15 protein-coding genes are annotated in these 14,822 nt (G+C 69.0%); 6 read left to right on the forward strand and 9 right to left on the reverse strand.

Annotation, left to right across the window (positions count from 1 at the left end; all coding sequences use genetic code 11):
- Window positions 1-16: 16 nt before the first annotated feature.
- Both ACRRRO_RS08540 and ACRRRO_RS08545 read left to right on the forward strand, forming a co-directional pair.
- Entirely contained in the window at window positions 17-1,021 is a 1,005-nt protein-coding gene (locus ACRRRO_RS08540) for an aldo/keto reductase family protein (RefSeq protein WP_424795453.1), read from the forward strand.
- On the forward strand, window positions 1,022-1,741 hold the full coding sequence (locus ACRRRO_RS08545) for an HAD-IA family hydrolase (RefSeq protein WP_424795452.1): 720 nt from the start codon (window positions 1,022-1,024) through the stop codon (window positions 1,739-1,741).
- 94 nt (window positions 1,742-1,835) lie between these two features.
- Here the strand turns inward: ACRRRO_RS08545 and ACRRRO_RS08550 are convergent, their stop codons facing one another.
- The 5 genes from ACRRRO_RS08550 to ACRRRO_RS08570 form a co-directional block, all read right to left on the reverse strand.
- Entirely contained in the window at window positions 1,836-2,297 is a 462-nt protein-coding gene (locus ACRRRO_RS08550; RefSeq protein WP_424795451.1) for an Hsp20/alpha crystallin family protein, read from the reverse strand.
- A 123-nt stretch (window positions 2,298-2,420) separates the two neighbouring features.
- A complete protein-coding gene (locus tag ACRRRO_RS08555) occupies window positions 2,421-3,413 on the reverse strand; it encodes a DUF4349 domain-containing protein (protein ID WP_424795450.1) in 993 nt (330 codons plus the stop codon).
- Between the two features lie 112 nt (window positions 3,414-3,525).
- Window positions 3,526-4,701, reverse strand: coding sequence for a Gfo/Idh/MocA family protein (locus tag ACRRRO_RS08560; RefSeq protein WP_424795449.1), 1,176 nt, complete (start codon window positions 4,699-4,701; stop codon window positions 3,526-3,528).
- Window positions 4,702-4,726: 25 nt separating this feature from the next.
- Window positions 4,727-5,824, reverse strand: coding sequence for a Gfo/Idh/MocA family protein (locus ACRRRO_RS08565; protein WP_424795448.1), 1,098 nt, complete (start codon window positions 5,822-5,824; stop codon window positions 4,727-4,729).
- Entirely contained in the window at window positions 5,809-6,486 is a 678-nt protein-coding gene (locus tag ACRRRO_RS08570; RefSeq protein ID WP_434081571.1) for a ThuA domain-containing protein, read from the reverse strand. Before ACRRRO_RS08570 ends, ACRRRO_RS08565 begins: the two co-directional genes overlap by 16 nt.
- A gap of 222 nt (window positions 6,487-6,708) precedes the next feature.
- Here ACRRRO_RS08570 and ACRRRO_RS08575 point away from each other — a divergent pair, with 222 nt between their 5' ends.
- Entirely contained in the window at window positions 6,709-7,515 is an 807-nt protein-coding gene (locus ACRRRO_RS08575; protein ID WP_434081390.1) for an aminoglycoside N(3)-acetyltransferase, read from the forward strand.
- A gap of 23 nt (window positions 7,516-7,538) precedes the next feature.
- On the opposite strand, the gene ACRRRO_RS08580 is transcribed toward ACRRRO_RS08575, so the two are convergent.
- Window positions 7,539-9,314: a tachylectin-related carbohydrate-binding protein gene (locus ACRRRO_RS08580; RefSeq protein WP_434081391.1), complete on the reverse strand. Its 1,776-nt coding sequence runs from the start codon at window positions 9,312-9,314 to the stop codon at window positions 7,539-7,541.
- Window positions 9,315-10,022, reverse strand: a complete 708-nt coding sequence (locus ACRRRO_RS08585) for an NAD(P)-dependent oxidoreductase (RefSeq protein WP_424795444.1) — start codon at window positions 10,020-10,022, stop codon at window positions 9,315-9,317.
- 105 nt (window positions 10,023-10,127) lie between these two features.
- Here ACRRRO_RS08585 and ACRRRO_RS08590 point away from each other — a divergent pair, with 105 nt between their 5' ends.
- Window positions 10,128-11,264, forward strand: coding sequence for a LuxR C-terminal-related transcriptional regulator (locus ACRRRO_RS08590; protein ID WP_424795443.1), 1,137 nt, complete (start codon window positions 10,128-10,130; stop codon window positions 11,262-11,264).
- Here ACRRRO_RS08590 and ACRRRO_RS08595 read toward each other — a convergent pair whose 3' ends face one another.
- Together ACRRRO_RS08595 and ACRRRO_RS08600 are read right to left on the reverse strand one after the other, a co-directional pair.
- Window positions 11,265-11,492: an alpha/beta fold hydrolase gene (locus tag ACRRRO_RS08595; RefSeq protein WP_434081392.1), complete on the reverse strand. Its 228-nt coding sequence runs from the start codon at window positions 11,490-11,492 to the stop codon at window positions 11,265-11,267.
- Window positions 11,473-11,970: an alpha/beta fold hydrolase gene (locus ACRRRO_RS08600; RefSeq protein WP_434081393.1), complete on the reverse strand. Its 498-nt coding sequence runs from the start codon at window positions 11,968-11,970 to the stop codon at window positions 11,473-11,475. The genes ACRRRO_RS08595 and ACRRRO_RS08600 overlap by 20 nt, the downstream gene beginning before the upstream one ends.
- A 277-nt stretch (window positions 11,971-12,247) precedes the next feature.
- Between ACRRRO_RS08600 and dnaK the strand changes: the two genes are divergently transcribed.
- A complete protein-coding gene (gene dnaK, locus ACRRRO_RS08605) occupies window positions 12,248-14,137 on the forward strand; it encodes a molecular chaperone DnaK (protein WP_424795441.1) in 1,890 nt (629 codons plus the stop codon).
- Entirely contained in the window at window positions 14,134-14,769 is a 636-nt protein-coding gene (locus ACRRRO_RS08610; protein WP_424795440.1) for a nucleotide exchange factor GrpE, read from the forward strand. The genes dnaK and ACRRRO_RS08610 overlap by 4 nt, the downstream gene beginning before the upstream one ends.
- Window positions 14,770-14,822 lie beyond the last annotated feature (53 nt).

Here is a 14,822-nt window from a genome sequence, read left to right on the forward strand (position 1 = left end):
CCTCTAGGGTGGCGGTATGGAATTCCGATACCTCGGCAACAGTGGTCTCAAAGTCTCCGAGATCACCTACGGCAACTGGCTCACCCACGGCTCCCAGGTGGAGAACGAGGTCGCCACGCGATGTGTCCAGGCGGCCCTGGATGAGGGCATCAGCACCTTCGACACCGCCGACACCTACGCCAACACGGTGGCCGAGGAGGTGCTAGGGAAGGCCCTGAAGGGTGAGCGGCGCGAGTCGCTGGAGATCTTCACCAAGGTCTACTTCCCCACCGGTCCGATGGGCCACAACGACACCGGGCTGTCCCGCAAGCACATCCGGGAGTCCATCGACGCCTCCCTCAAGCGCCTGGGCACCGACTACGTGGACCTGTACCAGGCGCACCGGTTCGATTACGAGACACCCCTGGAAGAGACCATGCAGGCCTTCGCCGACGTGGTCCGGGCCGGCAAGGCCCTGTACATCGGGGTGAGCGAGTGGACCGCCGACCAGCTCAAGGAGGGCCACGCGCTCGCCGACGCCCTCGGCGTGCAACTGATCTCCAACCAACCGCAGTACTCGATGCTGTGGCGGGTCATCGAGAGCGAGGTGGTCCCGGCCTCGGAGAAGGTGGGCATCTCCCAGGTGGTGTTCTCCCCGATCGCCCAGGGTGTGCTGACCGGCAAGTACAGCCCCGGCAAGGACTTCCCGGAGGGCTCGCGCGCCACCGACACCAAGGGCGGGGCTGACATGATCGCCAAGTTCCTCAACAACAAGACCCTGAAGGCGGTCGCCAAACTCAAGCCGATCGCCGATGAACTGGACCTGACCATGGCCCAACTCGCGGTGGCCTGGGTGCTGCAGAACCCCAACGTGGCCTCGGCGATCATCGGAGCCTCCCGGCCGGAGCAGGTGCGCGACAACGTCGGCGCGGCCGGGGTGAAACTGGACAAGTCGGTGCTGAAGAGGATCGACAAGGCCCTCGGCAAAGTCGTGGAGACCGACGCCTCGCTGACCCAGTCCCCGCCCGCCCGCCTGTCCTGAGTGCACGGCCGCACCCCGGAGGCCGGAGGCGTCGGCCTGCCGACGCCGGGCCGCGCGTTCGCCGACCGCACCTTCGACGCCGTGCTGTTCGACATGGACGGCACCCTGATCGACTCGGCTGCCTCGGCGCAGCGTTGCTGGCGCCGGTGGGCCCGTGAGTTCGGCCTGCCCGACGCCGAGACGTTCGAGGTGCAGCATGGGATCCCGGCCTCCCAGGTGGTCCCGACTCTGCTGCCCGCCGCGCAGGTGCAGGCCGGCGTCGCCCGGATCCTGGAACTGGAGATCGCCGATGCGACCGGAATCCCCGTGCTGCCCGGCGCCGAGTTCGCACTGGGCTCACTGGGCCCGGATCAGGCAGCGATCGTCACCTCCTGCACCCATGCGCAAGCGTGGGCGCGTATCAACGGTTCCGGGCTGGAACCACCCGAGGTGGTGATCACGGCCGACGACGTCGAGCGCGGCAAGCCATATCCTGATCCGTTCCGCCTGGGTGCTCAGGCGCTCGGTGTGGATCCGGGTCGGTGCCTGGTGATCGAGGACGCCCCGGCCGGGGTCACCGCGGGCCTGGCCGCCGGGTGTGCGGTGCTGGGGGTGGGTGGCAGCCACGGCTTGTCCCTGCTCGGGCAAGCCCACGCCGGGGCCAGCGGACTGGACCGGGCGAGTTTCGCCGTCGGCCCGGCCGGGATCGCCGTCGGCGACCGCACCCCGCCGGCTGGGTAGCCGGGGGCGGACGTACGCCGGCCGGGCGCGACCCGTGCGGGCCGGCCCGGCCGGTTGGTGTGTCCGGGGGTCCTCAAGTGCGGGTGATCACGGCTTACTCGGCCTGCTCGCCCCCGGCCCGCGCCGGGGCACCCGTGTTGATGGCGATCTGGCGCGGTGTGGCGCCGGCGTAGGCACCGGCCACGCGCACGGTGAGGATCCCGGCGTCGTAGTCGGCGCTGATCTGGTCGGCACCGACCGAACCCGGCAGCCGGAAGGTGCGCTCGAAGGAGCCATAGCGGATCTCCCGAACGGTGGCGTTCTCGGCCGACTCCTTCGTCGCGTGGCGCTCACCGCGGATCACGAGCCGTCCGTCGGTCACCTCCACGGTCACGTCGGAGTCGATGTTCACGCCGGGCAGTTCCAACCGCACCAGGGCGTCCTCACCCTCGCGCACCACCTCGGCGGCCGGGGTGTACCCGGTCGTGGCCAGGGCGTGGGTGCCGAAGGCGTTGCGAACCAGGGCGTCGAACTCGGCGGCGGGGTTGCGGCGGGACCACAGGGAAAGAGTGCTCATCGTATTCCTCCAGAAGATTGACAGTTCACGCACGAACACGTGCCACCCAGTTCAACTTGAGCGGGGTCGGCTCAATTCCACGATTCGCTGACAGCGGATCCCCGCACCCGGCGCCGTCACCGGCTACTTCTGAGGGGTCTGCGACGTCCCGTCCGGAGCGGCCGAAGCCGCTACCGTCGCCTCGGTTCCCGGGGTGGACCCCGACGTCGCTCCGGCCACCCGGGACCGGCGGCGCCGGCGCAGCACCAGGATGAGCGCCAGCAGGGGCACCCCGACGATCGCCAGCCACGGCGCCAGCACGCCGGCGAGGACCAGCAGGGCCGAGACGAAGGAGATCATGGCGTGCCATCCGGTCTGTAGCCCACCGGTGAAGCCGTCGGACTCGATCGCCGGCGCCCGCTCTGCCGTGAGGTCCACGTGCACGGTGGACATGGCGACCTGGTCGGACAGGTACGCCCGCTGTGAGCGCAGCGACTCCAGTTCGCCCTGCCGCCGGCTCAGGGCCTCCTCGGCCGCGATCAGGTCCGCGCTGTCCTCGGCCTCGGCCATGATGTCCAGCAACCGGTCGGTCGATGTCTCCAGCGCCTCGATCCGGGCGTCGAGGTCCTGGGCGACCTGGGTGACGTCGTCGGAACTCTGGCTGATCTGGCGGATCTCGCCCACTTCGTCCAGGTCGTCGAGGAAGTCATCCAGATCGGCGGCGGGAATACGCACCGTCAACCACCCGCTGGCCGGGTAGTCGTCGTCACCGTCGTTGTCCGCCGCGTGCACCGAACGCTGGTCCACCCGGCCGCCGGCGGTCTCGGCCAGGCGTACCACCTCGTTGGCGCTCGCAGCGGGGTCGGACACCACGATGCTCACCTCGGCGGTGGTGATGACCTCCCGGACGGAGATGTCACCGGAGGGCTGGCTGGGGACGTGGCCGTCATCGGCGGCGTCGGCGTAGCCCCCGGCCTCGTCGTAGCCGGCGTCGGCGTCCATCGCGGGCTCGCGGTACTCCCGGGTGGCTTCCACCGTCTCCGGTGCGCCCCCCGAGTCCGTACCGGTGCTCCCGCACCCGGCGAGGCCCAGTCCCGCGACCATGGTTGCGGCGGCGATCAGTCCCGCGTGTCTCATCGGCTATCCCCTTGTACGTGGTCGGTGTGTGATGACTGCTCTGTGTCACCATCGCGACCACTGTTGCGGCGGCGGGGGACCGTTACCGATTTGAGAGCAGGGCCGCGGTGCTTCAGATGCCCACGTCGGTCCAGCGGGCGTGGTCCGCGGCGCTGGCCAGCACCGCCTCCAGCAGGTGCTGCACCCCGGTGCCCTCGGCGAATGAGGGTTCCGGGTCGGTTCCGGTGGCGATCGCCTCCAGGAAGTCCCGGGCCTGGTGGATGAACGCGTGCTCATAGCCCAGCCCGTGCCCGGGCGGCCACCAAGCCTCCACGTAGGGGTGGGTCGGTTCGGTCACCGGAATGGTGGTGAAACCGGACAGATCCCCTCGGGAAGCGTCGTAGTACTCCAGGGCGTTCATGTTCTCGAAGTTGAACGCCAGGGTGCCGTCAGAGCCGTTGATCTCCAGCATGATCCGGTTCTTGCGCCCGGTGGCGAACCGGGTGGCCTCGAAGGTGCCGAGCGCCCCACCGTCGGTGCGGGCGAGCAGCACCGCGGCGTCGTCGACGGTCACCTCTCCCATCGGTGCGTCCGCCTGTGCCGTCGCGGCGCCCAGGGCGCCGCCCCCGTGCGCGAGCGGCCGACGACGAACGAAGGTCTCGGTCTGCGCGGCCACCCCGGTGATGCGCTGGCCGGAGACGAACTGGGCGAGGTCCAGGATGTGCGCCCCGATGTCACCGAGCGCACCGGAGCCGGCCCGCTCCTGCTGCAGACGCCACACGAGCGGGAAGTCGGGGTCCACGATCCAGTCCTGCAGGTACTGGCCGCGGATGTGGCGGATGGTGCCGATCGCGCCGTCGGCGACCATCCTGCGCATCAGCGCCACCGCGGGCACCCGCCGGTAGGTGAACCCAACCATCGAGCGCACCCCGTTGCCTGCCGCCGAGCGGGCGGCGGTGGTCATCCGGGTGGCCTCGGCCAGGGTGTTGGCCAGCGGTTTCTCGCACAGCACGTGCTTGCCCGCCTCGAGGGCGGCCAGGGCGATCTCGGCGTGGGTATCACCGGGGGTGCAGATGTCCACCAGGTCCACATCGTCACGGCGCACCACCTCGCGCCAGTCGGTGGCCGACTCCTGCCATCCCAGGGTGGCGGCCGCCTCCGCGGCTCGCGCCGGGTCCCGGCCCACCAGCACCGCCATCTGGGGATGCACGTCGAGATCGAAGAAGCGGTGCACCGCCCGCCAGGCCTGGGAGTGGGCGGCACCCATGAAGGCGTGCCCGATCATTGCCACCCGCACCGTCGCGGTCATCGCCGGTTTCCTTTCGTCGGGGTTCTCAGTTCAGGGCTGGGTCATCGCTGAGCGGGACCGGTGCCGGGCGCTCGCAGGTGCTGTGCACCGTCAACACCGCCTGCTGCTCGGCTGCTTGGGCGATCCGGTCCATCACCTCGTGGACGTGGAAGCCGAGTTCGGCGCTCTGCCGGTGCGGTCCGCCGTCGTCGACCGCCCGGGCCATGTCAGCGAGGCCGTAACCCCGCCCGGCGTCCCGGTAACCGGCCAGGGGAGCCACCGGGGTGAACTCCGAGCCGACCCGGCCCAGCCGCACGTCGCCGTCGAACTGGTTCGGGTCGGGCACGGCGATGCTGCCCTCGGCCCCGTAGACCTCGATCCGGGGTACCTCGGTGGCGACCACGTCGAAACTGACCACCAGGGTGGAGATGGCGCCACCGGCGTGCTGCAACAGCGCCGAGGTGAAGGTGTCCACGCTCACCGGAAGTACCTCACCGGCGCGCGGTGCGCCCTCGGGAACGATCCGCTCGGTACGGGCGCGACCGGCCATCGCCGCGACGGTGCGCACCGGGCCGAGCATGGTGACCAGGGCGGTCAGGTAGTACACGCCCATGTCCAGCAGCGGGCCACCGCCCGCGGCGTAGTAGTAGGCGGGGTTGGGGTGCCAGAACTCGTGCCCGGGGGCCAGCATGAACGCCGTGGCGCCGACCGGCGCTCCGATCCGGCCCTCATCGACCAGTGCCCGGGCGGTCTGGATGCCGGTGCCCAGCACGGTGTCCGGAGCGCTGCCCAGGCGCAGGCCGGTGTCGGTGGTCGCGCTCATGAGTTCCTCCGCCTCGGTGGGTGTGGTGGCGAAGGGCTTCTCCAGGTAGACGTGCTTACCCGCCTCGAAGGCGGCCAGCGCGAGCGGGGCGTGCGCGGTGGGCGTGGTCAGGTTCAGCACCACATCGACGGTGTCCGCCTGCAGCAGGTCGGTCACCTGCAGCGCGGGAACTCCTTCGGCGTCGGCCACCGCGCGGGCGGCGGGCTCGTGGACGTCGCTGACGGCGGTCAGGTTCAGGTTGCCCAGCCGGCGCAGGTTGTCCAGGTACTGGCGGGAGATGTTGCCGCAGCCGATGATCCCGACGTTCAGCGGCTGGCCCACAACAGCCCTCTGCGCACGATGGTGCCCACGTTGTCGTCCCGCAGGATGTCCACGCGGTGACCGGGGGTGCACACGAAGATGCGCCCGGCACCCCACAGCCTGGTCCACACCGCGGGTGAGGTGACCTCCCGGTGCCAGGGGTCCCAGGGGCGTACCTTCTGGGTGGTGGTGGCCAGCACGTCGTTGTAGTCATCGGCCAGGACCCAGTACTGCTCGGTGACCAGGTCGAAGTCGGAGATGCCGGCGGTGATGGGGTGGTTTCGGCCGGCGCCGGTGATCTCGATGGTGTGCGGGACGTAGTTGTCGTCCATGTGACCGCGGCGTTCCTCCGGGGCCTTGCCCGGGTGGGTAGCGAACTGCCCGCCCACCAGGTGCAGGTAGTCGGAGTTGTTCCGGTAGGAGTCGGCGATGCCGCCGTGCCAGCCGCCGAAGCCGGTGCCGGCCTCGATCGCGGCGCGCAGGCCGGTGAACTGCCCATCGGTGATGGTGTTCATCGTGTTGCACTGCATGATCAGATCGATGCCGGCCATCAGGTCGGCGTCGGCATAAGGCTCGGGCGACTCGTGAACCTGCACCTCGAAGCCGTGCTCGCGCAGGAACGGGATGAATTCCTCGGTGGCCTCGATGGGCTGGTGTCCGTCCCAACCGCCGCGGACCACCAGGGGGCGTGGCGGGCGCGGCTGCTGTCGAAGTCCGGCAGAGTTCGGGGGTCAGTCATGGGGTCGCTCTTCACCGTCGGGAGCAGGGCACGAGAGTAATCCTAGCGGATTTGTTCTGGACGCCAACGAAATAGGCCGACAGTGCGCCGACGCGAGCGATCTCGGCCCGCCCGACACGTCGATTTTCCCTGGGCGTCCCTCGCCCGATCCGGCAGGATGAGGCCGGTGAACGACGTCAGGAACCTGATCGACCCGAATGGTCGGCCGGTGACCAGAGCAGACCTGGCCGCGGATCTGCGCGGTCTGGGACTTCGCCCCGGTGATGTCGTGCTGGTGCACAGCAGTCTGCGCTCGATCGGCTGGGTGGCCGGTGGCACGTTCGCCGTGCTGCAGGCGCTGCAGGACGTGCTCACCGATGCCGGCACGCTGGTGGTGCCCACGCATACCTCCGGCCTGACCGACCCCGCAGGCTGGGCAGCACCCGCGGTACCGGAGCATTGGTGGCCGGTGATCCGCGGCGAGATGCCGGCATTCGACCGGCGCCGTACGCCCAGTGAGCACATGGGCCTCATCGCCGAGACGTTACGAACCTGGCCCGGGGTGCACCGCAGCAACCACCCGCACGTCTCCTTCGCCGCGTGGGGCGCGCAGGCCGAGAGGGTGACCGCGGGGCATCAACTTGCCTGGTCCCTCGGCGAGAACTCACCGCTGGCGCGGGTCTACGAACTGGGTGGCCGGACGCTGCTGCTCGGCACCACCAACTGCACCAGTCTTCATCTGGCCGAGGCCCGCGCCGGCACCTCGCCGGTGACTCGCCAGGGCGCGCCGGTCAACCGCGACGGCAGGCGCGAGTGGGTCACCTTCGAGGACTGGGACTACGACGACGAGGCGTTCGAGGCCATCCTGGCCGACTTCTGCCGCGCCTACGATGTTCAGCCCGGCAGCGTTGGGTCCGCACGGACCCTGTTGATCGACCAGGTATCGCTGGTCGACTTCGACTTCGCCGAGGAGGCATTGCGCCGCGCCGGGTGAGTGTCATGCACTCGACGCACTGCTCACTGCACCGCCGGCGGCGCGTCGCCGGCCATCGGCACCATCGTCTTGAAACCACGCCAGTGGGTGCCCGGAACAGTGATGGGGCCGTTCCAGAGCGGGCGACTTCCGCGGGGACCGTGCTGCCACTGCCGGAAGTGGTAGAGCAACATCTCACCGGACGGATAGAGGCCCGCGATGAAGCCGTGGCCGAAGGCGAAGACGCGCGTGAACACGTTCCAGCCATGCCCGATCTTGACCGGGCCCTCCCATTGCCTGCCCTGCTGCGCCCCGGTCTGGTGGCGGTGCCAGTAGAGGTCGCCGTCGTCGTCGATGCCGTACAGCACCCCACTGCCTCCACCGAAGGTGGTGGGGTAGCGGCGCCAGTTGCGGACGATCCGGTCGGTGCGCAGGCCTTTCGTGCCGTTGGCCGGGTCGGTGTGGACGAGCAGTTCCAGCGAGCGCTTGATCCGCACGTCATCGACGTAGGTGGTGGTGATGAAGAACCGCCCCCCGCCGGCGTTGGCGGTTGAATGGTGCTGGAAGAGGGTGCTCCCGCAGGGCTCCAGTAGCCGGCGCGGCCCGGTCCAGCCCGCTGGCCCGCGGTCGAGGTCGTCGTGCCGGTACCAGTCGATCGCCCCGTCGCCGGAGAAGGCGTAGACCACGTTGGTGTGCGTGCCGAGTACATCCGTGAAGTGCTGCCACCCGGTGCCGACCACCTCTCCCACCGGCGTCACGACCGGTGCCTCGTCCAGCGCTGTGGTGGTGTCGAACTGGTAGCGGCGCAGAACCCCGCTGGGCTCGATTCCGTAGAGCACGAGCCGGTGTGCCGTCCAGTCCGGGAACCGTCCGACGTAGGGATCTGCGAGCGTGCCGCGGTCCCGGAGGCGGGTCGCTGCCTCCTCGATCACGCGCTGGGTCTTCAGTTGTGCGAAGCCGTCCTCCAGTAGCGCCTCGTCCTGGTCGGCGATCCGCGGGTCCACCGTGCACATCGTGTTCGTGGCGGGCCCGACGTAAAGACGCACGTTGCGGATGCCCCTTCGGGTTCGATCGATTCGATTGACGGCGACGAAGGCGTACTCGCAGTGGCCCGAGGCGGTGACGTACTTCGTGCTGACCACCACCTCGACGTTGATCGCGGTGCGGAACCGTTCGGCGAGTGACCGGGCAGGGGTCTGGTGGGGGATCCAATCCCGGCGGGTGGCGACCCACCCGAGGACCTCATCGGCGCCCGCTCGTGCCGAAGCCGCCGGTTCTCCCGCGGCGAGGCGGACATGGGTCGACAGAGCCCAAAGCATCGCGCCGACGGCGAACGTCGGGAGCGGGACGCCCTTGAACTCCGGCTCCGCCGGTCGCCAGGTGTCGGGGGCGTCCTCCGGTTTCCGTTGGATGTCGCTCCAGAGCCAGAGATCCTCGTCGCCATACATCGCCCGGAGCCGGTCGAGGGATTTGCCGGCAATGCTCCCCCGTTTCTCGGGATGGCCGCGGAGGTCGCGTGCCCACCCGGCGAAGGACAGGTGGTGCTCCCGGATCGTCCTGATCCGGGCCCGGTTCTCGCCCTGAGCGACCCGGACCTCCAGATCGCTGAGCCTGTCGTCGAGAGCGGCGACGTCCCGCTCGAGCAGTCCGACCCGTTCGTCGAGCAGGCGGATCGCCTCGTCCGTGTCGCTCTCCCGGCCGAAGTTGTAGATCCCCTCGACGATCTTGTAGGCCGTGACCACATAGTTCACGTAGGGGATGGCACTGGCGATCGTGACATAGACGTCGTCACCTTCGGGCATGGTCTCGTTCCTGTTCACTCAGGCGGTCGGCACCTCGCCGGTCGCATCGGCATGTGGTCCGCGCGCCGAGCGGGTCGGTGACTGCGGACGGAAGCGACGGGTCGTGATGAGCATGGGGGCGGCGTGCACATGCGCCGAGTTGTCCGTGAGTTCGAGGAGGGTGGCCGCAACGTCTCCGAGTCGCACCGAACTGGTGGGCCCCAGGGCGAACCGGCCGGTCTGCCCCCGGCCCGAGGCGGGTCCCTTGACGATGCGCGGCACCCGGACCAGTGTCCATGCGAGATCGTCGGTTCCCCGGAGCAGGTCACCCAGCGCCGCGCTGTGGCCCAGGAGCGGACGACACCGCAGGGCGAGCAGTGCCCGCATGACGCTGCGGCCCGCGTTGTTTGGGTCGCCGGGAAAGTCGATGTGGAAACCCTGGAGGACCACCAGGCGGGCCGGTCCGTCCCGCTGCATCGCGGCCACGATGTTGGCGGTTCCGACCGCCATGCTGGCCGGTCCCCGGAAGCCGCCCAAGGTCGACACGACGACATCCGCCCCGGCGATCGCGCATGCCACGGCGTCCGGGTCGAGCGCATCACCACGAACGACCTCGCACCGTGCAAGGGCCGGTGGTGCCGCGGTCGAGGGCCGAACGAAACTTCGCACGGTGTGTCCTTCACGGACGGCCAACTCCACCAGTGCGCTGCCGGCCAAACCACTAGCCCCGAATACCGTCATCCTCATGGCCTGCTCCTTTCCGGTGGGGCCACGGTAGGGAGGGGGCGGCGCCGAGGGTATGCCAGAAATCTGCCATTCTCCTGAAGTGCACCTCGGGCCTAGACTGGGGCGGTGAGCGTCGACCGGACGGAGCGGGCGATCGAGAAGGTCGCCGCTCTCGCCGCGACACCGATGGACCTGGTCTCGTTCTGGAGATCCTGCACCGAGGTCCTCGCACCTGTGATCCCGCACTACTGGACCCCGTGCTACTTCACCCTCGACCCCGCATCGCTGCTAGTCACCAGCCACTTCCACGAAGGGCTGGACGCCTTCCCCGCCGAGGCGCTCGCGCAGGAGTACTACGGCGACGACGTCAACAGGCTCATCGACATCGCCCTGTCGCCCAGCGGCGTCTCCACCCTCCACGAGGCGACGGGGGGTGACCCGAGCGCAAGTGCGCGGTGGCGGTTCAACATGACGATGGGCGGGGACCAGGAGATGCTCGCCCGGCTCCGCACGAGGGAGGGCGAGACCTGGGGTGCGCTCGGCCTGTACCGGAAGCCGGGTGCGCCGATGTTCGACGAGCAGGACAAGAGGTTCCTCCAGGTAATAGGACCACACCTGGCGGCCGGAGTGCGACGAGCCATGACGATCGGAGAAGCGAAGGACCCCGAGGCTGCCGACGGTCCCGGGCTGGTGGTGATCGACGACACCTGGAGCGTGCGATCGGCCACTCCGGGCGCCGCCCACTGGCTGGACCGTCTCCGCGACGCGCAGACCACCGCCGAGGGGCTCCCACCCTCGGTCGTCGCGGTGGCTGCGCAGGGTCTGCAGAGCCTCAGCCGGCACGAGCCCGCCACGGTCGCCTTCTCCCGGGTGCTGGCACCGGATGGCACCTGGATCCTGCTCCATGGCGCCCCGCTCAGCGGTGAGGGCGGACGCAGGGTCGCGGTGATCATCGAACCGGCCCACCCTGCACGGATATACCCGCTGCTGATGTCGGCCTACGGCCTGACGGCCCGGGAGCGTGAGGTCGTGGAACTCGTGCTCACCGGATCCTCCACCAGCGAGATCGCCACGGCGTTGTTCATCTCCCGGCTGACGGTCCAGAACCATCTGGGGAACATCTTCGCCAAGACCGGCGTGCGCAGCAGGCGGGACCTGGTGGGCAAGGTCTTCTTCTCCCACTATGAGCCACGCCTGCGCGACAACGAGCGGCGTGTGCTGCGCGGTGCACCTATGCGCGGCGGCCCCGCAAATCCCGACTGATCACGCGTCCAGGTGGTCGGCGAGGAACGCGTCGACGGCCTCGTGGTAACGGCCGGGCTGGTCCCGTCGGACGCAGTGACCGGACTCGGGGATCACGACCGTGCGGACCGAGTCGTTGCGCACCGGACGCGGAGCCATCGGCGCCTCCGGCGGGAGGATGAGCAGGGTGGGGACGCTCAGCGCCTCGAAACGCTCCTCCCAGAGCGCTTCACCCAGGAACAGGCCCACGAGCGATGTACCGGCGATCCACGAGCGGTTTGCAGGCGGCCCAGGCTTCCACCTCGGTCCGCGTCCAGGGGGTCTCGCGCAGCATCCGTTCGATCTGGGTCCCCGGATCGACCATGCTGTCCAGCAGCGCCTCGTTCGCTGCCACGAACTGCGGATCGGGAGTTGAGCCGCTCGGCCTGGCCGGGTCCTCCAGGACGAGGGCGGCGATGTACCGGGGGCGTGCCAGCGCGGCACGCAGTGCGAGAAACCCCCCGAGCGAGTGCCCGATGAGTGCCACCGGTTCACCGATGTGCTCGAGCACAGCCAGCACGTCGTCGAGCATGACGTCCGGGGCGGCGTCGAGCTGATCCTCGGCAAACCGAGGGGAGCGGCCGTGGCCGCGTAGGTCCGGAGAGTGGATGTCCCACCGCTCCTGCCAGTGTGAGACCAGGTCCGGCCACGCGGTGCCGGCGTCGGTGACTCCATGTAGGAGCACCACGGGCCTGGCCCCGCTGGCCGTATCGGTGAGTGTGTAGTGGCTGCACAGGGCAAGGCTAGGGCCGTGGTGGCGCGGTACCGCGAAACCTGGGAATAGACCGTCCGCGCGCATAGTTGAGCCTAATAGACTCAAGTTCTTCGATCTGGGTTTGACAACGGAATCCGGGCAGGTGAATCTTGAGTGCGCACGACTCAACCGTGAACCTTTCGAGGCTCACCAGCGCCACGAACATCCCCGAATCAATCGCCGGCCCACAGGCCGGGAAGGAGCAATCACCATGGCACGAGCGGTCGGTATCGACCTGGGCACCACGAACTCGGTGGTGTCGGTTCTCGAGGGTGGCGAACCCACCGTCATCGCCAACGCAGAGGGCGCCCGGACCACCCCCTCGGTGGTCGCGTTCTCCAAGACCGGTGAGGTGCTGGTCGGCGAGATCGCCAAGCGCCAAGCCGTCACCAACGTCGACCGCACGGTCACCTCGGTCAAGCGCAGCATGGGCACCGACTGGTCGATCGACATCGACGACAAGACCTACACCGCGCAGGAGATCTCCGCGCGGGTGCTGGGCAAGTTGAAGAAGGACGCCGAGTCCTACCTGGGTGAGCCGGTCACCGACGCGGTCATCACCGTGCCCGCCTACTTCAACGACGCCGAGCGGCAGGCGACCAAGGACGCCGGACAGGTCGCAGGCCTGAACGTGCTGCGGATCGTCAACGAGCCCACCGCCGCCGCCCTGGCCTACGGGCTGGAGAAGGGCAAGGAGGACGAGCTCATCCTCGTCTTCGACCTCGGTGGCGGAACCTTCGACGTCTCCCTGCTGGAAGTCGGCAAGGACGAGGACGACTTCTCCACCATCCAGGTGCGCGCCACCAACGGCGACAACCGACTCGGCGGTGACGACTGGGACCAGCGGATCGTCGACTGGTTGGTGAACCAGGTCAAGAGTTCCTCCGGGGTGGACCTGTCCAAGGACAAGATCGCCCTGCAGCGTCTGCGTGAGGCCGCCGAACAGGCCAAGAAGGAACTGTCCAGCGCCACCTCGACGAACATCTCGCTGCAGTACCTGTCGATGAGCGAGAACGGCCCGATCCACCTGGACGAGCGCCTGACCCGCGCGCAGTTCGAGGACATGACCTCCGACCTGCTCGACCGGACCAAGACCCCCTTCCACAACGTCATCAAGGATGCCGGGATCGACCTCTCCGAGATCGACCACGTGGTGCTCGTGGGTGGTTCCACCCGGATGCCGGCCGTGACCGAGGTGGTCAAGCAACTCACCGGTGGCCGCGAGCCCAACAAGGGCGTGAACCCCGATGAGGTCGTGGCTGTGGGCGCCGCCCTGCAGGCCGGCGTCATCAAGGGGGACCGTACCGACGTGCTGCTGATCGACGTCACCCCACTGTCCCTGGGCATCGAGACCAAGGGCGGGGTGATGACCAAGTTGATCGAGCGCAACACCGCGATCCCGACCAAGCGCAGCGAGGTGTTCTCCACCGCCGAGGACAACCAGCCCTCGGTGGCGATCCAGGTGTTCCAGGGTGAGCGTGAGTTCACCAGCGACAACAAGCCGCTGGGCACCTTTGAACTGACCGGTATCGCCCCGGCTCCCCGGGGTATGCCGCAGATCGAGGTCACCTTCGACATCGACGCCAACGGCATCGTGCATGTCTCGGCCAAGGACCGGGGTACCGGCACCGAGCAGTCGATGACCATCACCGGTGGCTCGGCGCTGCCGGAGGAGGAGATCGACCGGATGGTCAAGGAGGCCGAGGCCCACGCGGCCGAGGACGCCAAGCGCCGTGAGGAGGCCGACACCCGCAACAGTGCCGAGCAACTGGCCTACTCCACCGAGCGGCTGCTCACCGACAACGCCGAGAAGCTCCCCGAGGACGTTTCCAGCGAGGTCAAGGGCAAGGTCGAGGAACTGAAGAAGGCCCTGGAGGGCGAGGACATCGAGGCGATCAAGACCGCCCAGACCGAACTGTCCACCGCCAGCCAGAAGATCGGTGAGGCCCTCTACGCCCAGCAGCAGTCGGAGTCGGGTGCGGCCGGCGGGGCCGGTGGCGACACGGGCCCCACGGAGGGCCAGGCTCCGGACGCGGGCGCCGGCGAGGATGAGGACATCGTCGACGCCGAGATCGTGGACGAGGACGAGGAATCCAAGTGAGCGAGTCCGAGTTCGAGGGTAAGCCGGTGATTCGCGACAAGCGGCGCATCGACCCCGAGACCGGTCAGCGCCGCGAGGAGATGCCGGAAGCCACCGAGCCGGGCGCCGTCTCCCCAGACGGCGCCCCGGCCGGGGGCACCCCGGAAGCGTCCGACGACGAGTCCCCAGCCGAGCCCGACCCGGTGGCCGAAGCCAAGGCGGAGGCGGCGGATCTGTTCGACCAGCTGCAACGCGCGAAGGCGGACCTGTACAACCTGGACCAGCGGTTCAACAACTACGTGCGTCGCTCCCGTGCGGAGGTGGAATCGGCACAGAGCCTGGGCGTGGCCGATGTGGTCGAGACCCTGATCCCGGTGCTGGACGACATCGCCGCGGCACGTGAGCACGAGGAACTGTCCGGCCCGTTCGGTGCGATCGCCGAGAAGCTGGAGTCCAGTCTCGCCGGCAAGTACGGAGTGGCACGCTTCGGTGCCGTCGGTGAGCCGTTCGATCCGGAGGTGCACGAGGCCTTGATGCACGAGCACAGCGAGGAGGCGACCGAGAATACGATCGCCACCGTGTTGCAGCCCGGGTACCGCGTGGGCGATCGGGTGGTCCGGCCGGCGCGGGTGGCGGTGTCCGGGCCGCAGTGAACTCGACCGCTCGCACGAGACCAAACGGCGCATGAGATTGCACGCGACAATGA

Origin of the sequence: Sanguibacter sp. Z1732 (assembly GCF_051020515.1) — a bacterium.
Lineage (GTDB): Bacteria > Actinomycetota > Actinomycetes > Actinomycetales > Beutenbergiaceae > CALKWS01.